This is a genomic window from Achromobacter sp. ACM04 (genome assembly GCF_014851465.1).
Taxonomy (GTDB): domain Bacteria; phylum Pseudomonadota; class Gammaproteobacteria; order Burkholderiales; family Burkholderiaceae_B; genus Achromobacter; species Achromobacter aegrifaciens.
This window is the reverse complement of record NZ_JACUZS010000004.1, coordinates 109,081-128,696: the sequence shown is the minus strand read 5'-3', so window position 1 is coordinate 128,696 and position 19,616 is coordinate 109,081. Positions and strand designations below refer to the sequence as shown.

Sequence of the window (19,616 nt, the reverse complement as noted above, 5' to 3'; positions counted from 1 at the left end):
GCTATCCCTATAATTCGCAATGAACGTTTCGTGTTCGATAAAAACCAGGAGACTAAGCGATGGACAAGACCGATATCGGCATCCTCAAGGCCTTGCAGGAGGACGGCCGGGCCTCGGCGCAGCAGCTTTCAGAGAAGGTGGGGCTGTCGGCCGCGCCGGTATGGCGGCGGGTGAAGGCGATGGAGGCCAGCGGGGTGATCCAGGGCTATAGCGCCCAGGTGGACCGCAGCAAGGTGGGGCTGGGCTGCATGTTCGCGCAGATCAGCCTGGAACGGCACTCCGCCAATACGGTCGAAAACTTCGAGCGCTCGGTGCGCGACGCGCCCGAAATCCTGGAGTGCTACGCGGTGACGGGGGATTCGGACTTCCTGCTGAAGATCCTGGTCGAAAGCCCGGAGGCCTATGACCGTTTCCTGCACCGGTTCCTGTTCAACATGCCGGGCATACGGCAGACGCGCACCATCGTCGCGCTGCGCGAAATCAAGCACGAGCAGCGCCTGCCGCTGTAGATAAAACGGGCCCTCTCTATATAGATATAGGAGGGCCCCGAATTTATTGGGGTTGGATGCCCGAGATCCGGATCCATTCCTTCCAGCGCGCGGTGTCTTCCTTCACAAAGGCATCGAAGCGCGCCACGTCCATCGATTCCGGCGTCAGGCCCAGGGCGCGCAGCTTCTTCGCAGTCGCTTCGTCCTTCACCGCCGCCTGCATGTGGGCGTTCATCTTTTCCACGATGTCCTGCGGCGTGCCTGCCGGGGCCGACAGGCCGAGCCAGCCGGCAACGACGAAATCCGGATAGTAGGTGGCCATGGTCGGCACGCTGGGCCAGGCCGCATGCGGCTGGGCGCCGGTGACGGCAATGGGGATGAGCCCCTTGCCGTCGATCTGGCCCATCGCGGTCAAGTAGTCGACGAAGGCGAAGTTGATCTGCTTGCCGCGCAGGTCGGTGATGATCTGCGTGATGTTCTTGTAGGCAGCGCCGGTGATCTCGATGCCGGCGCGTTGCTTCAACAGTTCGGACGGCACTTGCGAGGACGAGCTGTAGTAGCCGAAGAAGACCTGTCCGGGATGCTGCTTGGCATAGGCGACCAGGTCGGGCACCGTGCGGTACGGGCTGTCGGGCGACACCACGCCGACCGTGCCGAAGGTGCCCAGCATGCCGACCTGGCGGAAGTCCTTCTGCGCGTCGTAGGGCAGGCTCTTGTAGAGGAACTGGTTGGCCGAGTGGGTGGAGTTGGTGGACAGCAGGAAGGTATAGCCGTCCGCCGCGGCGTTCTTTGCGGCGTTGGTGCCGACGATGCCGCCGGCGCCGGGACGGTCCTCGACCACCACGGTCTGGCCGGTCTTTTCGCCCAGGTATTGCGCCAGGGTGCGCGCGGTGAGGTCGGCCGCGCCGCCGGCGGCGGACGGCACGATGAGGGTCACGGGTTTCTCGGGCCAGCCGGCGGCGTGCGAGGCCGCGGCCAGCAGCAGGCCGGCGCCGATCAGGGCCGGACGGAGGGAACGGGGAATGGACATGCTTGTCTCCTGATGGCGCGATTGCGCGTCGTTGTCGTTGTTGTCGTTGGTATTGGGGGGGCGATCAACCGAATTGGCTGCGGTGCCAATCCAGGATGGCGGCGGCGCTGACTTGCCATTGGTCCGCGTACATCATGCAATGCGGTTGGCCGGCAAGCACGGCGTGTGAAAAACCGAAGCGGTGCGCGATCGCCAGATCCTGGCCTGGCGGATGGCGGTCATGCGTGTCCAGGCCGGCTTCCAGGCACAGGCCGGGAGCGTGGATGGCGGCGGCGTCGACGGGCACGCGCAGCAGATAACGGTCGTTGAGCACCTCCGGACTTTCGGGGCACAGGCGCCGCGATACCGAGGCGACGTTGCGGTCTGGCGAGGTCGCCAGAAAGCGCGCGCGGATTTCGGCGTCGTTCGGCGCGCTGCGCGGCAGGCCTTCGGGGACAGGGGGCAGCGCTTGCGCGCCGGGCAGGTCGCCGGGCGGCGACGGCGCCAGCAGGACCACGCCCGCCACCGTCCGCTGGCTGGCGCCCAGCAGCGCGGGCAGCGCGCCCATGCTGTGGCCGATGACGACCGTGGGACGAGCCAGCGCGTCCAGCGCGCTGACGACATCCTGGCCCAGGTCGGCGATGCCAACCGACGCAAACGCCGCGTCCTGGGGCAGGGCGCCGTGGCCGCGCAGATCCAGCGCCGCGCAGGCGAGGCCGGCGCGGGCGAAGAAATCCAGATAGTGCGCATAGCACCAGGCGCCGTGGTAAGCGCCGGGCACGAACAGCAGGCCTGGCCTGTCGTCCCGAGGATCGGCGCCGACTATCAGGCGGCCCTGGCCGGCGGGATGCGCGGGCAATTGGTCGATGCGGTTGAAATCCAGCGGGTCGGCGCGGGTGGAAAGAGGCGGGAGCAGCGAGTCGGCATTCATGGTGCGGCCATCTTAGGTGCGGCCGAATTATCAGAAAACTTTATTTTTCATATGATTGGATAAGTTTCACTAATCGAGGCCAGCCATGCGCCCCTTGCCCGAGATTTCCATCACGCACTACCGCCACTTCCTGCTGGTGGCCGAGCTGCGCAGCTTCCGCGCGGCCGCGGCGCGGGCCTTCCGCTCACAGCCGGCGTTGTCGCTGTCCATCCGCGAGATGGAGCAGCGCCTGGGGCAGCCGCTGTTCGAGCCGGGCAACCGTGGCACGCTTACGCGATTCGGGCAGGATTGCCTGCCGCTGGCGCGTGAACTGGTGCAGCACCACGACCGCGTGGCGGGCGCGCTGTCGGGGCTGGCAAGCAACGAGGCCGGCACCTTGACCATGGCGTCCGTTGCCACCGTGGCCACGCACTGGTTGCCGGAACTGGTGGCGACGTACCGCGAACGCTATCCGGCGGTGGCGTTGCGCCTGTTCGACGACAACTCGGAAGGCGTGGAGCGCATGGTGCTGGCAGGGGAGGCGGAGCTGGGCGTGTGCAGTCCGGTGTCGCAGGACCGGCGACTGTCGTTCGAGCCTTTGCTGCGTGACGCCTTCGGCCTGGTCTGCCATCGCGGCCATCCGCTGGCCAGGCGCAAATCGGTGACCTGGCGCGAGATCGAGGACCTGCCTCTGGTCGGCACCATCGCCCATCGCCAGCTTGCCGGCTATCCGCAGGCGGCCTTCATGCTGGACCGGCAGGTCTTCGTGTCCAACATGATGTCGCTTCTGGCCATGCTGGAACGCGGCGTCGGCGTCACGGTGCTGGCGCGGCTGGGCGTGCCGCCGGACTCACGCGGACTGGCCTTCGTGCCGCTATCCGCCCCGCGCATCGAGCGTGAACTGGGCATCACCCGGCTGGCCGGCCGCAGCCTGTCTCCGGCTGCCGCGCGCATGGAGGAAATGCTGCGCGCGAAGGCCGCGAAACGCGGCCGCACTGTCGCTTGAAACCAACGCATTTTTGCGATTTGCGGCCATAAAACAGGCCAATTCCGGGGCCTACTGTTGCGCAATTGCACTGGTCGCGGATCGCCGTTGATTCTTCGCAAACGGCTCTTTAGAGTGCGTGATGTTTGCTGCGCGAGGGACGCGCCGGGGTGCTCGGTGCGGCGCGTCGACAGACGTGTTGAGGAAGTCATGAGCAGTGTGTATTTGCGTACGGCGGGCGTCGCCTGCGCCGTTCTGATCCTGGCCGGCTGCGCCGCCAGAAAGCCCGCCACCATCACCGAGGCCCAGCCCGCGGAACCGCCCAAGCCGGTGGCCTGCGTGCCCGCCAAGGCCGGCGATCCCATGATAGGCACCTGGCTGTCGAACAGCCGCCCGCGCGATGTCAGCGGCGATCTGCAATCGCTGATCGTGCTGTCCGCCGATGGCACCATGGCCTATGAATCCCTGCTGAAGATCGGCCGCAAGACGCGTCCCGCGTTGCGCGAGACCGGCTGCTGGAGCGTGGCGGACGGCATCTACACGATGCAGACCACCAAGTCCGCTGGCGAACTGGTGGACGCCAACGATCCGATCTACCTGAACCGCTACCGCGTCGAAAAGGTCGAGAAGACCCGCCTGACGATGCGCGAGCTGAAAAACGGCGGCCAGGTCATGACCGCGCGCCGCATGCCCACGGGCTACCGCCTGCCTTATTGAGCGTTGCGCGGGACGGACATTCCGCCCCGCGGCAAAGCCAAGATGGCCGGGCTGCGGTAAGGTGCGGTCTTCACCCATCGCCCGCAGCCGGTCATCCATGCCTGCCTTGTCCTCCGAAGCGCGCGCCATCGCGCTGCTTGCCCTGGCCGCTTTCGTCAGCGCCAGCGCCTTCCGCATTTGTGATCCCATGTTGCCGCAGCTGGCGGCGGAATTCGGCACCACTACAGGCCAGGCCGCGCGCGCCGTGACCGCGTTCGCCGTGGCCTACGGCGTGTTGCAGATGTTCTTCGGCCCCCTGGGCGACCGCTACGGCAAGTACCGCGTCGTCAGCATCGCGACCTTTGCCTGCGCGCTGGGCAGCGCCGGCGCCGTGGTTGCCGGGTCGCTGGACGTGCTGGTGTTCTGCCGCGTCCTTTCGGGCGCCGCAGGGGCGGGCATCGTGCCGTTGTCGATGGCCTGGATCGGCGACAACGTGCCCTACGAACGCCGCCAGGCCACCCTGGCGCGCTTCCTGACCGGCACCATCCTCGGCATGTCGGCCGGCCAACTGGCTGGCGGCCTGTTTGCCGACACCGTGGGCTGGCGCTGGGCGTTCGCCGCGCTGGTCTGCGGCTATCTGATAGTGGGCGTGCTGTTGTTGCTGGAAGTGCGGCGCCAGCAGGTCTCGGGCCTGGGCCAGGTGGATCCCGGCGCGGTGCGCCAGGGCTTCGTGGCGCAGGCGCGGCTGGTGTTGAGTACGCCCTGGGCGCGCATCGTGCTGGCGACGGTATTCGTCGAAGGCCTGCTGGTGTTCGGCGCCCTGGCCTTTGCGCCTTCCTACCTGCATGAACGCTTCGGTATCTCTCTGACCGCCGCGGGCGCGCTGGTGGCCGTGTATGCCGTCGGCGGCTTGCTTTATACGGTGGTTGCCGGCCGCATCCTGAAACGCCTGGGGGAACGCGGGCTGGCGATCGCCGGCGGACTGGTGCTGGGCGTGGCGTTCCTGTCGTATTTGCTAGGTCCGGTTTGGATGTGGAGCTTGCTGGCCAGCGTGCTGGCGGGTTTCGGCTACTACCTGCTGCATGCCACGTTGCAGACGAATGCGACGCAGATGGTGCCGTCGGCGCGCGGCACGGCCGTCGCGTGGTTCGCGTCCTGCCTGTTCATGGGCCAGGCGGCGGGCGTGGCCTTGGCGGGCGCGGTGGTCGACGAGATCGGGCCTGCCGCGTTGTTTGGCGGCTCGGCGGCGCTGTTGCCCTTGCTGGGCGCGTTCTTCGCGCGCACATTGAAGGCGCGCGCGGCCATCCAGCAAGCCTGAAGGAACGGCTGAAAACACCGCGGGCCTTGCTCATTCCAGGATGAGCAAGGCCCGCGGTGTTTTTGGGACAGGCGCTTAGATCGCAGCCAGGCGCTTGAGCACCGTCTGCTTGCCCAGCAGGGCCAGCACGGCGTCCACGGCCGGGGTCTGGGTCTGGCCGGTGACGGCGACGCGCAGGGGAATGGCCAGTTGCGGCATCTTCATGCCGCGATCGGCCAGTACGGCCTTGATCAGGGCGGACAGGGCTTCGCGGGTCCAGTCCGCGTCCTGGGCGCGCTGGGCGAAGTCGGCCAGCGCTTCGCGCGCGGGGGCGGTCAGGTGTTGCTCGGCCAGCTCGGCGGGCGCGCCCTTGAACTCGGCGCAGAACAGCATGGCGCCGTCGGCCAGTTGCTCCAGCGTTTCAGCGCGGTCCTTCAAGAGGCCCATGACGCCCGGCAGGTCGATCTTTTCCGGATGGCCGCCGCGGTTCGCCACGCGCGGCGCCACGCGCTCGGCCAGTTCGGCGTTGTCCATCTGCTTGATGTAGTGGGCGTTGACCCAGTTCAGCTTCTTCGGATCCCACTGCGAGGCCGACTTGGACAGGTGCTTGGTGTCGAACCACGACACCAGCTGGTCGCGCGAGAAGAGTTCGTCGTCGCCGTGGCTCCAGCCCAGGCGTGCCAGGTAGTTGACCATGGCTTCCGGCAGATAGCCTTCGTTGTCGTACTCCATGACGTTGACGGCGCCGTGGCGCTTGGACAGCTTTTCGCCGTCCGGACCCAGGATCATGGGCACGTGGCCGTATTCGGGCAGCGTGGCGCCCAGCGCGCGCAGGATGTTGATCTGGCGCGGGGTGTTATTGACGTGGTCGTCGCCGCGCAGCACGTGGGTGATGCCCATGTCCCAGTCGTCGACCACGACGCAGAAGTTGTAGGTGGGCGTGCCGTCCGGGCGCGCGATGATCAGGTCGTCGAGTTCGGTGTTGTCGAAGCTGATCGTGCCCTTGACCATGTCGTTCCAGGAAGTCGCGCCTTCCTGCGGGTTCTTGAAGCGCACCACGGGCTTGCGGCCTTCCGGGATGGCCGGCAGGGTCTTGCCGGGTTCGGGACGCCAGGTGCCGTCGTAGCGCGGCTTGTCGCCGCGGGCGCGGGCGGCTTCGCGCATGGCTTCCACTTCCTCGGGCGAGCTGTAGCAGTGGTATGCGGTGCCGGCGGCCAGCATCTGCGCGACCACCTCGCGGTAGCGGTCCATGCGCTGCATCTGGTAGAAGGGGCCTTCATCGGGCTGCATGCCCAGCCAGTCCATGCTGTCCAGGATGGCCTGCACCGCTTCCGGCGTGGAGCGTTCGACGTCCGTGTCTTCGATGCGCAGCACGAAGGTGCCTTGGTGGTGGCGCGCGAAGGCCCAGGAGAACAGCGCCGTGCGGGCGCCGCCCAGATGCAGGAAACCCGTGGGCGAGGGCGCGAAACGGGTACGAATGGGGGTAGAGGCGTTGGAAGTCATAGGTGGCAATGATAGCGGCTGCGGCGCCACAAATCGGCGTCAGGCTGGGCCCATGTCAAACGTAGGGCGGGGTTGTCTTGTTACGATGAGGGGTATTTTAGATTAGGGCCTGCTAACACCATGTTGCGACATGCTCTCGCTCCGATGTTCGAGCCCGCCTCGCTGGTGATCGTCGCCGATCGGCCGCTGCCGGCGGCGGCCTCGTTGCCGCCCGCGCTCAAGGGCAAGACCACAGTGGTGGCCTGCGAAGTCGGCGCCGCGCCGGACCTGCCGGACACGTTGCAGGGCCTGGCCCAGGGCGAACGGCCTGATCTGGCCCTGGTTTGCGTTTCGCCCGCCGTCCTGCCGGAAACGCTGCGCAGGCTGTCGCCGCTGGCGCCGCGCTCGGTGATCCTGTTGCCGCATGAACTGCCCGACCCGTATCCGCGCGGCACGCTGGCGCTGTGCCGCGCCTGGGCCGAGGAAAACCGCTGCGAATTGCTGGGTCCGCGCTCCTTCGGCGCCCAGCGGCCGCACGCCGGGCTGAACCTGAGCCAGCACCCGGTGCTGGCGCGCGCCGGCCGCGTGGCGCTGTTGGCGCAGTCGCGCTCCATCATGGCCGCGGTCATGGACTGGGCCGAAGATGTGCACATCGGCTTTTCCACCGCCGTGTCGCTGGGCGACGAGGCGGTGGTGGGCCTGTCCAAGGTGCTGGACTACCTGGCCAGCGATCCGCGCACGGACAGCATCGTGCTCTATCTGGAAGACGTGGGCCCGGCCCGCGAATTCATGAGCACCTTGCGCGCCGCGGCTTCGATCAAGCCCGTGATCGTGCTGAAGGCCGGCCGTGCGGACACCGACAGCGCCGATGCCATCTTCGACGCCGCGCTGCGCCGCGCGGGCGCGGTGCGGGTACGCTATTTCGTGCAGCTGTTCTCGGCCGTCAAGGTGCTGGGCTACACGCGCCGTCCCAAGGGCCGGCGCGTGGCGCTGATCTCCAACGGCAGCGGGCCGCCCCAGCTGGCCATGGACCTGATCGGCCCGGACGCCGCCGTGCTGCGCGCCGAACTCGCGCCCGCGACCCAGCGGACGCTGGCGGCCATGCTGGAGCCGGACGCGGCCACCGCCAATCCCGTCATCACCTTCACGCCGCTGACGCCCGAACGCATCCGCGCCATGCTGGACGCGGTGCTCGACGATGCCGGCGTGGACGGCGTGCTGGTGCTGCTGGCACCCGACGCGCTGGCCGACATGCCGGCGGTGGCGCGCGAGCTGGCGCAGATCGCACCCAAGGCGAAAAAGCCGGTCGTCACCTGTTTCATGGGCGATGCCGGCATGCGGCCGCTGCGGCGCATGCTGGACGACGCGGGCACCTCGGCGTTCCGCACGCCGGAATCGGCCGCCGATGCCTTCGGCGTGCTGGCGACCCATCACTACAACCAGCAGCTGCTGTTGCAGACGCAGCCGCCGGAGCCGGCCAGCCATGTGCCGGACCTGGGCGCCGCGCGCGAGATCCTGGCGCGCGTGCGCGCGGAATGCCGGCGCGAACTGAATACCTCTGAAATCCGCAGCTTGCTGGCCCTGTTCTACGTGCCGCTGCGCGACACGCCGATGGACGTGGCGGCGGCCGAGCCGGAATCCCGCCCCATGGCGATCCGGGTGCGGCGCGATCCGCAGTTCGGCCCCGTCATCCGCTTCGGCGCGGGCGGTCCGGACGCGGTGCTGTCGCAATCCGACCGCGGCGTCGACCTGCCGCCGCTCAACGGCTTCCTGGCCCGCCAGCTGATCGAACGCAGCCGGCTGTGGCGCCGGGTGCTGGCGCCGCGCATCGGCCACATGGCCGCCGAGGCGCTGCAACAGGCGGTGGTGCTGGTGTCCGAGCTGGTGTCGGAATTGCCGGATATCGAGTCCCTGGACATCGATCCGCTATACGCCGGAGAAACCCATCTGCGCGCTGGCGGATTGCGCATGACGCTGACCGAGAAGCCCGGCTGCGAAACGCCGCAGACCGCAGGCTATCCGCATATGGCGATCCACCCGTATCCGGCCCGGCTGGTCCAGGTGCGCCGCTTCGCCGACGGCATCCCCTGGGTGCTGCGTCCCATCCGTCCCGAGGACGGCGAGCCGCTGCAGGAATTCATCCGCGGCCTGTCGGAGCGTTCGCGCTACATGCGCTTCGTGTCCATGATGCGCGAGCTGACCCCGCGCATGGTGTCGCGCTACACGCAGGTGGACTACCACCGCGAGCTGGCGCTCGTGGCCGCTACGCAGGTGCCCAACCCGGCCAACCGCGGGCATCCGCGCGAGGTCCTCGTGGGCTTCGCGCACTACCTGCGCAATCCTGACGGCAGGGGGGCGGAGTACGCGCTGGTGATCGGTGACGACTGGCAACGCCGCGGCCTGGGCCGCCAGCTGATGTCGGCGCTGATCGACGCGGCGCGCGAACAGGGGTTGGAATACATCGACGGCCTGGTGTTGTCGACCAACCGGCCCATGCTGTCGCTGATGACCAGCCTGGGCTTCACCAACGACGCGGATCCGGAAGATCCGACGATGCGCCGGGTCTGGTTGAACCTGTCCTGATCCCAGGCCCGTTCAGGCGGTCTTTCTGGCCGCCTGGGCGGGCTTGAGCCGCGCGATCGATTCGTCCACCGACAGCACGTCGCCGAAGAACAGCATCCAGCCGTGCAGCGCATGCTCGTGCTCGGCGGGCGTGACGGCGGCCAGCGCGTCGTCCACCATGATGGTGCGGAAGTCCCGCATCATCGCGTCGCGGGCGGTGGATTCGCAGCACACGTTGGTGACCGTGCCAGCGATCAGCAGCGTGTCCACGCCGCGCCCGCGCAACAGCGGCTCCAGTTCGGAAGAGCCCGGCGCCATCGCGCTGTAGAAGCGCTTGGTCACGCGCAGGTCGGCGTCGTGCGCATGCAGGTCCTGATGCAAGGCATATCCGGGAGCATCGCGGCGCAGTGTTTCCAGGCGCCTGGCGCTGCGCTCCGGCGTCAACATCACGCCGTGATGGTGCGACCAGAACGAGTCGGCGTTATCAGAAGCGGTCTGCACCCACACGATGGTGCCGCCGGCGGCGCGCACCGCGTCGCACAGGCGGTTGATGGGGGCGATGATCTCGCGCGCCGGCGCGCATTCGCCCTGATAGCCGGGCAGCGTGAAGTACTGCTGCATGTCCACCACCACCACCGCGAGGCGCGCGGCGGGCAGTTCGTCATAGGGATGCAGGCGGCCCTGGCGGGCGATCACGCGGTCCTGCACCCATTGCGGGAATTCCATGGCGGCTCCTTATCCGTAGCGCCGCGCGATGGCGGCTTCGATGCGGTAGACGATCAGGTACATCACGCTGGAGATCACGGCCAGGATGGCGATGGCGGTCATGACGATATTCAGCTTGAACACCTGGCTGCCGTTCATGATGAGAAAGCCCAGGCCGGAATCCGCCGACTGGAACTCGCCCACGATCACCCCAACCAGCGCCAGGCCGATGTTCATCTTCACCGCCGCGATCAACGTGGGCACGCTGCCCGGCAGCACCACCTTGGTCAGCACCTGCCAGCGGCTGGCGCCGAAGGTGTGGGCCAGCTTCACCTTGTTCAGGTCGATGCCGCGAAAGCCCGCATACACCACCATGATGGTCACGAACACCGCGATCGCCACGGCCATGCCGTATACCGCGTAGTCCGACCCCAGCCACAGGTAGAAGATCGGCACGAAGGCGATCTTGGGCATGGCATTGGCCACCACCAGGAAGGGGTCCAGCACCTTGTACAGGAAGTCCGACCACCACAGCGCCGCCGCCACCACGATGCCGATCGCCATGCTCAGGCCGAAGCCCACCAGCGTGGCGCTCAGCGTGGTCATGATGTGCTTGCCCAGGTTGCCGTTGTTCCAGAGTTCGATGAACGTCGGCCACAGCGCGCTGGGGTAGCTGGTCAGGAGCGGGTTGAGAATGTGCATGCGCGGCAGGATTTCCCAGGCGCACAGGAACACGGCCAAGAGCAGCGCCTGCGCGACGCGGATATGCCGGCGGCGGGCGCGGTCGCGCCGGAGGTAGTTCAGGTACTTCTCGCTGGGCGCGCGCACGGCGCGCAGCGGAACGGTGTTGGCGACGGGCGCGTTCATGGGTCAACCCTCCACGTGGACATCGAGCTCGTCCCACAGCTGTTTGAAGTAGGTATTGAATTCCGGCCGCGAGCGCGCCTGGAATGGCGTCGGCCGCGCCTGGCCGTCGCCGTAATGGATGCGGTACTGGCTCTTCAGGCGGCCGGGACGGCGCGACAGCACGATCACACGGTCGGTCATGGCGATGGCTTCGCCGATGTCGTGGGTGACCAGCACCACGGTCTTGCCTTCGCGCCTCAGGATGTCCACCACTTCGTCGGAGATTGCCAGCCGGGTCTGCGAATCCAGCGCCGAGAAAGGCTCGTCCAGCAGGATCACGTCCGGCTCGGTGACCAGGGTGCGGGCCAGCGCGGCGCGCTGCCGCATGCCGCCCGACAACTGGCGCGGCGTGTGCGACAGGAACGCGCCCAGTCCGCATTTCTCCAGCAGATGCACGGCGCGCGCCTCGCTGCGCGCATCGCGCCGGCCCTGGATCTCCGCGCCCAGCATGACGTTGTCCAGGATGGTGCGCCACTCGAACAGGTAGTCCTGCTGCAGCATGTAGCCGATGCGCGGATTGGGCTTGGTCACGGCCTGGCCGTCTATCATCACGGCGCCCGAGGTCGGCGGAATCAGGCCGGCGATCAGCGACAGCAGGGTGCTCTTGCCGCAGCCGCTTTGCCCGATCAGGCTGACGAATTCGCCCGCCGCCAGCGTGAACGACACATTCGACAGCGCCTCCGTCTCGCCTTCCTGGGTGAAATAGGAAAGACAGACCTCGCGCAGTTCGATCTTCGCCGTGGCGGTGTCCGGCTTCAGGTTGTGGATAACGGCGCCCATCATTGGGCCTTCTTCGCGAAGTCGGTCACCACCACGTCCTCGTACTTCACGCGGGCGTTGTCCTTCATGACCGCGCTGGCGATCAGCATGTCCTGCAACTGGTTCATGGCTTCGGCCGTCACCAGCGGCGTGGTTTTCCAGATCTGGTACTTCTTGTAGCGCTCGATGGCCTCGGTCACCGCGGCCTGGTCCATGCCGGGGAAGTAAGTCATGATCTGCGGCGTCAGCGTGGCCGCGGGCGTGTCCTTCACGTATTTTTCGGCGCGCGCCACCACGTCGGTCCAGGCCTGGATGACCTTGGGGTTGTCGCGGATGTACTTGTCGGTGGCGGTGAAAACGGTGTAGTCCACCTGGCCGACTTCGTGGCCCACCGAGGCGACGATGTAGCCCTTGCCGTTGCGCACCAGTTCGCCGGCCTCGGGTTCAAGAAAGATGCCGTATTCGCCCTGGCCGGCCATCCAGGCGCCCGCGCGCGCGGGAATGCCGATATTGTTCAGCAGCTTCACGTCCTTTTGCGGATCCACGCCATGCTTGCGCAGCGCCGTTTCCAGGAACACGATGGGATTGGAGCCGGGGCGAAAGCCGATCACTTCCTTGCCCTTGAGCATGGACCAGTCGAACTTCTCTACCGGCTTGCGTGCCAAGAGGAAGAAGCCGTCGGTGGCGGTCAGCCCGGCGAAGATCTTGGGCTTGACCGGGGATTCGCTGTTGTGGACGTAGATGGACGCTTCGGGCCCGATCAGCACGATGTCGGCGCTGCCGGACAGCAGGGCGGTCATGCCCTTGTCGGTGCCTTGCGAGGTCTTCATGGACACGTCCAGGCCGGCGTCCTTGAAGTAGCCCTGCGACAGGGCCACGTACTTGGGCACGTAAAGAATGGACCGCACCACTTCTTCGTAGCGGACCTTCACGGGGGGATTGAGGGCTTCGGCCTGGACGGCCAGGGGGGCGAACAGCGCGAGCAGCGCCGCAACCGCCAGACGGGGCGATGGCAAGGATTTCACGGGACTTTCTCCTGCGTCTTGAATGCCACGCCGAAACCCGGCGCGACACGGCCAATGGGATGGATCGACAACAACAACAGGGAAGCCCGAACTGCTTGCTCGGGCCGGTAAGGCTTGGATCGAATACTATATTCAATACAAATAGGCGACAAGCTTTTTGCAGTTGGCGTTTTTCTCTATGGACGCAAGAAAGCCAGCCTATGAAAATTCCAGGCTGGGATACCACTTGGTATACAAAATGAAATCGCAGGCCGCCAGGGCCTGCAAGTGGGCGGGCAGGGGCGCCGGGCGCCTATCTGCCGCGATCAGGGCCGCCGGGCGCGGCCCTGCATGGTCCTCAGACCAGGACTTGATTCAGGAACTTGGAGATATCCGCCACTTCCTCGGCGCAGACCGAGTGCGGCATGGGGTAGGTGTGCCATTGCACGTCGTAACCCAGGCGCTGCAGTTCGGCCAGCGAGGCCTGGGCGCGCGGCAGCGACACCACCGGGTCGTACTGGCCGTGGGCCAGGAAGATGGGCGTGTCGTGATTGGCGCTGTGGCGTTCGGCCTCGGCCGTGTCCAGCAGCGGCAGATAGCCCGACAGGCCCATCATGCCCGCCAGCTTTTCCGGCAGGCGGATGCCGGTGTGCAGGGTCATGGCGCAGCCCTGCGAAAAGCCCGCCAGCACGATCTTCGAGGTCGGGATGCCGCGCGCGTTTTCGCGCGCGATCAGCTTGTGGATCGCAGCCTCGGAGGCGCGGATGCCGCTGGCGTCCTCGACGCGCACCAGGTCCATGACCAGGATGTCGTACCAGGAGCGCATCGCCATGCCGTTATTGATCGTCACGCGCTGCACCGGCGCGTTGGGGAATACGAAGCGCACCGACGCGCCGGCCGGCAGGTCGAGCTCCGGCACGATGGGCGCGAAGTCGTTGCCGTCGGCGCCCAGGCCGTGCAGCCAGATCACGGCGTGCGTGGGATTGGGGGCGGTTTCGATCTCGATGCAATCGAGCAGGTCGGTCGGAGCGTTCATGGACGGCGGACGGTGAAAATCAGAGGGTAAGGGTCTTCAGGGCCTGGAACAGCGCGCGGTAGTGCTTCTTCTGCGGCTCCTGGCCTTGCAGCAGGGCGGCGTTGGCCAGCTTTTCCTTGCGGGCGGCGCGGATCAGCGCGCGCAGCTGTTGCACGTCGGCCTGCGGGTTGTTATTGAGCAGCCGGGTCAGGGCCTCGTCGTCGTCCAGCAGGCGGTCGCGCAAGGTCTCCAGCCGGTGCATGGCGGCGGTTTCCTCGCGCGAGCCGTTTTCCCAGACGTCGAGCTGGGCGCGGATCTCGTCGGCGGGCGCGTCGCGCATCAGCTTGCCCACGAAGTGAACCTGGCGCCGCTTGCCCTCGCGCCCGGTGGTGCGCTGCGCGGTGCGGATCGCTTCATAGAGGCGCTCCGCCAGCGGCAATTGCTTGAGGCGTTCGGGGGACAGTTCGATCAGCTGCTTGCCCAGGTCCAGCAAGGCGTGCATTTCGCGCTTGACCTGCGACTTGCTGGGACGGTCGTAGCCGTTCTCGTCGTAACCGTCGTCGACGGATTCTTCTTCAATATGGGAATTCATGGAAAACTGCGCAATGACAGACTTGGCTATGATAACCGTCTCTGCAAATTGGACAGCAATGGTTAAAACCTCCTCATCCTTGCCGCTGGCGGCGAATCACGCGCGTTTTTCTGAACTCGTCGAACAAACCCTCGCCTATGCGCGCCAGATCGGCGCCTCCGACGCAGCGGCGGAAGTCTCGGAAAGCCTGGGCCTGTCGGTCTCCGTACGCAAGAACGACATCGAAACCGTCGAACAGACCCGCGACCGTTCGCTGGACCTGACGGTCTACGCCGGCCAGAGCCGCGGTTCGGCCTCCACCTCCGACTTCTCCGAAGCGGCGCTGCGCCAGACGGTCGAAGCCGCCTGGCACATTGCGCGCCACACCGCCGCCGATCCGGCCGCCGGCCTGCCCGACGCCGATCAGCTGGCCACCGAATTCCCCGACCTGGACCTGCACCGCGCCTGGGGCGTGTCCACCGAAGAGGCCGCCGAGCTGGCGCTGCGCGCCGAGCGCGCCGCCCGCGAGGTCGATCCGCGCATCACCAATACCGATGGCGCCACCGTGGGCACCTACGAAGGCCAGTTCGTGATGGGCAACACGCGCGGCTTCCTGGGCGGCTATCCGTACTCGCGTCACAGCCTGTCGGTCGCGCCCATCGCAGGACGCGGCAATGGCATGCAGCGCGACTACTGGTACAGCTCCGAACGCGATCCGGCCAAACTGGCCTCGCCGGAGGCCATCGGCCGCTACGCCGCCGAGCGCACGTTGTCGCGCCTGTCGGCCCGCCGCATCCGCACCGGCAAGTTCCCCGTCCTGTTCGAAGCGCCTCTGGCGCTGGGGCTGGTGGGCGCCTTGACCCAGGCTGCCAATGGCGGCGCGCTGTACCGCAAGGCCAGCTTCCTGCTGGACGCGCTGGGCAAGCCCGTCTTCCCCGAGCACATCAACCTGACCGAAGACCCGCACATCCGTGGCGCCATGGGCAGCTCGCCCTTCGACGACGAAGGCGTGCGCACCCGCCGCCGCAGCGTGGTGTCGGCCGGGGTGCTGGAAGGCTATTTTCTGTCGTCCTACACCGCCCGCAAACTGGGCATGACGACCACCGGCAACGCCGGCGGTTCGCATAACCTGGTGTTCAGTTCCACCCAGACCCGCCGCGGCGACGACTTCGAAGCCATGCTCAAGAAGATGGGCACGGGCTTTCTCGTCACCGAACTGATCGGCCAGGGCGTGAACTACGTCACCGGCGACTACTCGCGCGGCGCGTTCGGCTACTGGGTGGAAAACGGCCAGATCCAGCACGCGGTGCAGGAAATCACCATCGCCGGCAATCTCGCCGACATGTTCAAGCAGATCGTGGCGGTCGGCGCCGACACGATTTCGCGCGGCACCAAGACCACTGGCTCGATCCTGATCGAGCAGATGGCGATCGCCGGAATCTGACGTCGCTAGAGCGGCGGCCACATCATGGCCGCCGCGGACTTGCACGGCCCCCGGTCCTTGCACTGCTTTGCAGCCCCTGCACGCTGCCCATTCGCGGACCCGCGTCGCCCTCTATTTGCAAACCTTTACCCGCTGTCCTGTTAATGTCGGCCCATATCGGCGTGTAATATCCAGCGGGTATTGCGTGATGTCCCAGGTGTTGCGGTAAAGGAGCAAAGAGATGCAACGACGTTCGTTCTTGAAGCACGCCGGTCTCGGCGCTGTCGCCACCGGAGCCGCCGTCAGCGCGCCCGCGTTCGCGCAGGACATGCCCTCATTGAGCTGGCGCCTGTCTTCCGGCTTCCCCAGCGCCCTGGATCTGCGCATCGGCGCCGGCGAAAGCTTCTGCAAGTTCGTCTCCGAAGCCACGGGCGGAAAGTTCAACATCCGTCATTTCCCCGAGGGCGAGATCGTGCCCGCCGCGGACCTGATGGAAGCGGTCTCCACCAAGAAGGTGGAATGCGGCCATGCCTCGTCCCGCGCCTACTACGCCAAGAACCCCGTCTTCTGCTTCGACGCTGGCGTGCCCTTCGGCCTGAACGCCAGGCAGATGAACGCCTGGATGAGCGAAGGCGGCGGCCTGAGGCTGACCCGCGAACTCTTCAAACCTGAAAAAATCATCAACTTTCCGCTGGGCAACACCGGCGCCCAGATGGGCGGCTGGTACACCAAGGAAATCAAGCGCGCCGGCGACCTGAAAGACCTGAAAATGCGCGTCGGCGGCCTGGCCGGCGACGTGCTGGCCAAGCTGGGCGTGGCGCCGCAGCAGGCCGATCCAGCCAAGCTGGCCGAAGCCTTCGAGAAAGACGGCCTGCAGGCGGTGGCGGGCGCGGGTCCCTACGATGACGACAAGCTCGGTCTTAATAAGGTTGCTAAGTATTACTACGCACCCGGCTGGTGGGCGCCCGGCGAGCAGCTGTCGCTGTATATCAACGACGAGGCCTGGAACGCGCTGCCCAAGAACTACCAGGCCGTGGTGGATGCCGCCGCACAGGCCGCGCATGCCGCCGCCATCGCCCGCTACGATGCCCGCAACGCGGCCACTCTGGCCCAATTGACGGCAAACGGTGCGCAAATCCGTACATTCCCGCGGTCCATCATGGACCTGGCGTTCGAGGCCACGCAGCAACTCTACAAGGACTTGGGCGCCAAAGACCCCAGATTCAAGGCGATGCATGATAGTTACATGGGTTTTCGCGACAGCGAAATGCCATGGTTCCGCCTGACCGAAAGCGCCTACGACCAATACCTGGGCGTAGCGTTATCGGCCAGAACGTAGGACACTTACGCCTGCCGAATAACATTCGGCCAGCGTTAGGGTTTTTGCTAGTAACCACACGTTTTTTACAAAAAAATGGGCGGTTTGTAGGCTTTTGTTGAATGGCGTTCGAGTAGCCGCCTGATACAAAGGAGTAATATCCCGGGTCTTGACGCGCAAACATGGCGTCTTTAGGCGGCATCCGACGTCAATCCGGCAGGATTACATCAGCCCGGATTACCAATATTCCGAGACAGACTTTAAGGTGGTAACAACCATGCAATCCAAGACCAAGAAGCTGCTGGCCGCGCTGATCGCTGCCGGTATCGTCCCGGCTGCCCATGCAGCCGACATCAAGATCGGCGTGGCCGAAGCCCTGTCGGGCGGCGCCGCCCAGTACGGCGTGTCGATCCGCAACGGTTTCCAGCTGGCCGCTGATGAAATCAACGCCGCCGGCGGCATCAACGGCAACAAGATCGTGCTCGTGGTCGAGGACGAACAAGGCAAGAAAGAAGAAGCGATCAACGTCTTCAAGAAGCTGATCTTCAAGGACAACGTCCTGATGGTCTTCGGCCCGACGCTGTCCAACTCGGCCCAGGCCGCCGACCCGATCGCCCAGGCCGCCAAGACGGTCGCCTTCGGCACCTCCAATACTGCTGACGGCATCACCTCCATCGGCAACTACGTGTTCCGCAACTCGGTCACCGAAGCCGACGTGCTGCCGGCCACCATCGCCACCGTCAAGGCCAAGACCGGCCTGAAGAACGTGGCGGTGCTCTACGGTAACGACGACGTCTTCACCAAGAGCGGCTACGACAACTTCAAGAAGGCCCTGGAAGACCAGAAGATCCCGGTCACGACGACCGAAACGTTCGCCAAGGGCGACGTGGACTTCAAGGCCCAGCTGACCAAGATCAAGGGCACCAACCCCGACGCCATCGTGCTGTCCGCACTGCTGGCCGAAGGCGCCCCGATCATGGTGCAGGCCCGCCAACTGGGCCTGAACGTGCCCGTCATCGGCGGCAACGGCATGAACTCGGTCAAGATTTTCGACCTGGCCCCTGGCGGCGCGTCGAACAATCTGTGGATCGGCAGCCCCTGGTCGATCGAGAACAAGGCTCCCGAGAACGTCAAGTTCATCGACGCCTACAAGGCCAAGTTCAATGGCGCGCCGGACCAGTTCGCGGCCCAGTCGTATGACGCCATGTACATCGCCGCCCAGGCGCTGAAGAACGTCAAGATCTCGGGCGACCTGCCCAAGGATCGCGCAGCCCTGCGCGACGCGCTGCCCGCGGTCACCTGGACCGGCGCCACTGGCCCGTTCAAGTTCCGTCAGGCCAACGACCGCGCCGGCAAGCCCGCCGGCTACGATGCCGACCAGGCTCCCATCGTCAGCGTGACGAAGGACGGCAAGTACGTCATCGAAAAGTAAGCGCTGCGCATCCCCGCGCGGGGGGATGCGCCTTGCGGGCGGCGCGGCCGCTCGCAAGGCGCTTTTTATCGCAGGGCCGTCACCCTAAAAGAAATGCCTCCCCGCCGGGAGGCTCAAGGCCATGCAGTGGGCGCTGCATGGGGCCCTCACAGCTTTGGAAAGTCCCATCATGTTCGAACAACAATTCGTCAATGCCTTGTCGCTGGGCTGTGTGTATGCACTGTTCGCGCTGGGCTTCACGCTGATCTTCGGCGTGCTCGGGGTGATCAACCTGGCGCATGGCGCCGTCTTCATGGTTGGCGCCTACGCGGCACTGTTCGTCGTGCAGCAATTCAGCCTGCCCCTTTGGGCGGGACTGATGGCAGCGTTCTTCGTCGCCGGCTTCACCGGAGTCATCATCGACTACCTGGTGCTCAAGCCGCTGCGCAAGCGCAACGCGCCCCACCTGATCCCCATGATCGCCACCATCGGCGTGGGCATCATCCTGAACAACACCGCCCAGGGCATCTTCGGCGCAAGCAACCTGCGTTTCCCGCACGGCACCGTGCCCGAGGAAGTGATCGAGGTCGCCGGCCTGCACCTGACCGTCATTGAACTGGGCATCATCTTCCTGTCCTTCGCGCTGATGGCCGTGCTGATGTACGTCATGCGCCGCACGCAATTCGGCCGCGCCCTGCGCGCCATCGCCGAATCGCCCAAGGCCGCTTGGCTGCTGGGCATCAACGTCGAAAAACTGTTCGTCACCACCTCGTTCGCCGCGGCTGCCCTGGGCGGCGTGGCCGGCGTGCTGATCGGCCTGTACTCCAACGCGCTGTTCCCCCTGATGGGCCAGCCGATGCTGCACAAGGGCATCGCGGTCATCATCCTGGGCGGCATGGGCGACATCCGCGGCGCCATGCTGGGCGGCCTGTTCCTGGGCTTTGCCGAGGTGCTGTCGGTGGCCTACATCGGCTCCACCATGCGCGATGCGGTGGCTTTCGGCCTGCTGTTCCTGATCCTGCTGGTGCGCCCGCAAGGTCTGTTCGGCAAAGTGGTTCAACGCAAGGCTTAAAGA

18 protein-coding genes are annotated in these 19,616 nt (G+C 66.1%); 9 read left to right on the top strand and 9 right to left on the bottom strand.

Features of this window, described 5'->3' with window-relative positions; all coding sequences use genetic code 11:
* The first annotated feature begins 59 nt into the window (after positions 1 to 59).
* Positions 60 to 509, top strand: a complete 450-nt coding sequence (locus IB259_RS22525) for an Lrp/AsnC family transcriptional regulator (protein ID WP_008159001.1) — start codon at positions 60 to 62, stop codon at positions 507 to 509.
* A gap of 43 nt (positions 510 to 552) precedes the next feature.
* On the opposite strand, the gene IB259_RS22520 is transcribed toward IB259_RS22525, so the two are convergent.
* Together IB259_RS22520 and IB259_RS22515 are read right to left on the bottom strand one after the other, a co-directional pair.
* The gene (locus tag IB259_RS22520; protein WP_054458547.1) at positions 553 to 1,518 is read right to left on the bottom strand and encodes a tripartite tricarboxylate transporter substrate binding protein; all 966 of its coding nucleotides are present in this window, start codon (positions 1,516 to 1,518) and stop codon (positions 553 to 555) included.
* A 64-nt stretch (positions 1,519 to 1,582) separates the two neighbouring features.
* On the bottom strand, positions 1,583 to 2,428 hold the full coding sequence (locus IB259_RS22515; RefSeq protein ID WP_192330142.1) for an alpha/beta hydrolase: 846 nt from the start codon (positions 2,426 to 2,428) through the stop codon (positions 1,583 to 1,585).
* An 85-nt stretch (positions 2,429 to 2,513) separates the two neighbouring features.
* Between IB259_RS22515 and IB259_RS22510 the strand changes: the two genes are divergently transcribed.
* The 3 genes from IB259_RS22510 (at position 2,514) to IB259_RS22500 (ending at position 5,406) form a co-directional block, all read left to right on the top strand.
* Complete coding sequence (locus IB259_RS22510) at positions 2,514 to 3,413, top strand: LysR family transcriptional regulator (protein WP_054458353.1); 900 nt, start codon at positions 2,514 to 2,516, stop codon at positions 3,411 to 3,413.
* A 189-nt stretch (positions 3,414 to 3,602) separates the two neighbouring features.
* Positions 3,603 to 4,109 (top strand): hypothetical protein, encoded by a 507-nt coding sequence (locus IB259_RS22505; protein ID WP_054458355.1) that lies wholly within the window; start codon positions 3,603 to 3,605, stop codon positions 4,107 to 4,109.
* Positions 4,110 to 4,206: 97 nt separating this feature from the next.
* Positions 4,207 to 5,406 (top strand): MFS transporter, encoded by a 1,200-nt coding sequence (locus IB259_RS22500; protein ID WP_192330140.1) that lies wholly within the window; start codon positions 4,207 to 4,209, stop codon positions 5,404 to 5,406.
* Positions 5,407 to 5,481: 75 nt separating this feature from the next.
* Here the strand turns inward: IB259_RS22500 and gltX are convergent, their stop codons facing one another.
* Complete coding sequence (gene gltX / locus IB259_RS22495; RefSeq protein WP_054458359.1) at positions 5,482 to 6,888, bottom strand: glutamate--tRNA ligase; 1,407 nt, start codon at positions 6,886 to 6,888, stop codon at positions 5,482 to 5,484.
* A gap of 120 nt (positions 6,889 to 7,008) precedes the next feature.
* On the opposite strand from gltX, the gene IB259_RS22490 reads away from it, so the two are divergent.
* Entirely contained in the window at positions 7,009 to 9,450 is a 2,442-nt protein-coding gene (locus tag IB259_RS22490; protein ID WP_119450709.1) for a GNAT family N-acetyltransferase, read from the top strand.
* A 12-nt stretch (positions 9,451 to 9,462) separates the two neighbouring features.
* Here IB259_RS22490 and IB259_RS22485 read toward each other — a convergent pair whose 3' ends face one another.
* From IB259_RS22485 to yjgA, 6 genes are all read right to left on the bottom strand, one after another.
* The gene (locus IB259_RS22485) at positions 9,463 to 10,155 is read right to left on the bottom strand and encodes an isochorismatase family cysteine hydrolase (protein ID WP_175161246.1); all 693 of its coding nucleotides are present in this window, start codon (positions 10,153 to 10,155) and stop codon (positions 9,463 to 9,465) included.
* A gap of 9 nt (positions 10,156 to 10,164) precedes the next feature.
* Positions 10,165 to 11,001: an ABC transporter permease gene (locus tag IB259_RS22480; RefSeq protein ID WP_054458365.1), complete on the bottom strand. Its 837-nt coding sequence runs from the start codon at positions 10,999 to 11,001 to the stop codon at positions 10,165 to 10,167.
* 3 nt (positions 11,002 to 11,004) lie between these two features.
* Positions 11,005 to 11,820 (bottom strand): ABC transporter ATP-binding protein, encoded by an 816-nt coding sequence (locus tag IB259_RS22475; RefSeq protein WP_042797538.1) that lies wholly within the window; start codon positions 11,818 to 11,820, stop codon positions 11,005 to 11,007.
* Positions 11,820 to 12,824: an ABC transporter substrate-binding protein gene (locus tag IB259_RS22470; RefSeq protein ID WP_166738364.1), complete on the bottom strand. Its 1,005-nt coding sequence runs from the start codon at positions 12,822 to 12,824 to the stop codon at positions 11,820 to 11,822. Before IB259_RS22470 ends, IB259_RS22475 begins: the two co-directional genes overlap by 1 nt.
* A 337-nt stretch (positions 12,825 to 13,161) precedes the next feature.
* The gene (locus IB259_RS22465; protein ID WP_054458369.1) at positions 13,162 to 13,839 is read right to left on the bottom strand and encodes an alpha/beta hydrolase; all 678 of its coding nucleotides are present in this window, start codon (positions 13,837 to 13,839) and stop codon (positions 13,162 to 13,164) included.
* Positions 13,840 to 13,858: 19 nt separating this feature from the next.
* Complete coding sequence (gene yjgA / locus IB259_RS22460) at positions 13,859 to 14,410, bottom strand: ribosome biogenesis factor YjgA (RefSeq protein ID WP_054458370.1); 552 nt, start codon at positions 14,408 to 14,410, stop codon at positions 13,859 to 13,861.
* Between the two features lie 58 nt (positions 14,411 to 14,468).
* Here yjgA and pmbA point away from each other — a divergent pair, with 58 nt between their 5' ends.
* From pmbA to IB259_RS22440, 4 genes are all read left to right on the top strand, one after another.
* Positions 14,469 to 15,833 (top strand): metalloprotease PmbA, encoded by a 1,365-nt coding sequence (gene pmbA / locus IB259_RS22455; protein WP_054458372.1) that lies wholly within the window; start codon positions 14,469 to 14,471, stop codon positions 15,831 to 15,833.
* Positions 15,834 to 16,053: 220 nt separating this feature from the next.
* A complete protein-coding gene (locus tag IB259_RS22450) occupies positions 16,054 to 17,151 on the top strand; it encodes a TRAP transporter substrate-binding protein (protein WP_175161248.1) in 1,098 nt (365 codons plus the stop codon).
* A gap of 256 nt (positions 17,152 to 17,407) precedes the next feature.
* Positions 17,408 to 18,562, top strand: a complete 1,155-nt coding sequence (locus tag IB259_RS22445) for an ABC transporter substrate-binding protein (RefSeq protein ID WP_054458376.1) — start codon at positions 17,408 to 17,410, stop codon at positions 18,560 to 18,562.
* Positions 18,563 to 18,731: 169 nt separating this feature from the next.
* Positions 18,732 to 19,613, top strand: a complete 882-nt coding sequence (locus IB259_RS22440) for a branched-chain amino acid ABC transporter permease (RefSeq protein WP_054458379.1) — start codon at positions 18,732 to 18,734, stop codon at positions 19,611 to 19,613.
* The last annotated feature ends 3 nt before the right edge of the window (positions 19,614 to 19,616 follow it).

Coding starts and splice junctions, on each gene's coding strand:
- IB259_RS22465 (WP_054458369.1), bottom strand. CDS start 13,839: ATGAACGCTCCGACCGACCTGCTCGATTGCATCGAGATCGAAACCGCC.
- IB259_RS22490 (WP_119450709.1), top strand. CDS start 7,009: ATGTTGCGACATGCTCTCGCTCCGATGTTCGAGCCCGCCTCGCTGGTG.
- IB259_RS22475 (WP_042797538.1), bottom strand. CDS start 11,820: ATGGGCGCCGTTATCCACAACCTGAAGCCGGACACCGCCACGGCGAAG.
- IB259_RS22480 (WP_054458365.1), bottom strand. CDS start 11,001: ATGAACGCGCCCGTCGCCAACACCGTTCCGCTGCGCGCCGTGCGCGCG.
- IB259_RS22440 (WP_054458379.1), top strand. CDS start 18,732: ATGTTCGAACAACAATTCGTCAATGCCTTGTCGCTGGGCTGTGTGTAT.
- IB259_RS22505 (WP_054458355.1), top strand. CDS start 3,603: ATGAGCAGTGTGTATTTGCGTACGGCGGGCGTCGCCTGCGCCGTTCTG.
- yjgA (WP_054458370.1), bottom strand. CDS start 14,410: ATGAATTCCCATATTGAAGAAGAATCCGTCGACGACGGTTACGACGAG.
- IB259_RS22500 (WP_192330140.1), top strand. CDS start 4,207: ATGCCTGCCTTGTCCTCCGAAGCGCGCGCCATCGCGCTGCTTGCCCTG.
- IB259_RS22485 (WP_175161246.1), bottom strand. CDS start 10,155: ATGGAATTCCCGCAATGGGTGCAGGACCGCGTGATCGCCCGCCAGGGC.
- IB259_RS22525 (WP_008159001.1), top strand. CDS start 60: ATGGACAAGACCGATATCGGCATCCTCAAGGCCTTGCAGGAGGACGGC.
- pmbA (WP_054458372.1), top strand. CDS start 14,469: ATGGTTAAAACCTCCTCATCCTTGCCGCTGGCGGCGAATCACGCGCGT.
- IB259_RS22445 (WP_054458376.1), top strand. CDS start 17,408: ATGCAATCCAAGACCAAGAAGCTGCTGGCCGCGCTGATCGCTGCCGGT.
- gltX (WP_054458359.1), bottom strand. CDS start 6,888: ATGACTTCCAACGCCTCTACCCCCATTCGTACCCGTTTCGCGCCCTCG.
- IB259_RS22515 (WP_192330142.1), bottom strand. CDS start 2,428: ATGAATGCCGACTCGCTGCTCCCGCCTCTTTCCACCCGCGCCGACCCG.
- IB259_RS22450 (WP_175161248.1), top strand. CDS start 16,054: ATGCAACGACGTTCGTTCTTGAAGCACGCCGGTCTCGGCGCTGTCGCC.
- IB259_RS22510 (WP_054458353.1), top strand. CDS start 2,514: ATGCGCCCCTTGCCCGAGATTTCCATCACGCACTACCGCCACTTCCTG.
- IB259_RS22520 (WP_054458547.1), bottom strand. CDS start 1,518: ATGTCCATTCCCCGTTCCCTCCGTCCGGCCCTGATCGGCGCCGGCCTG.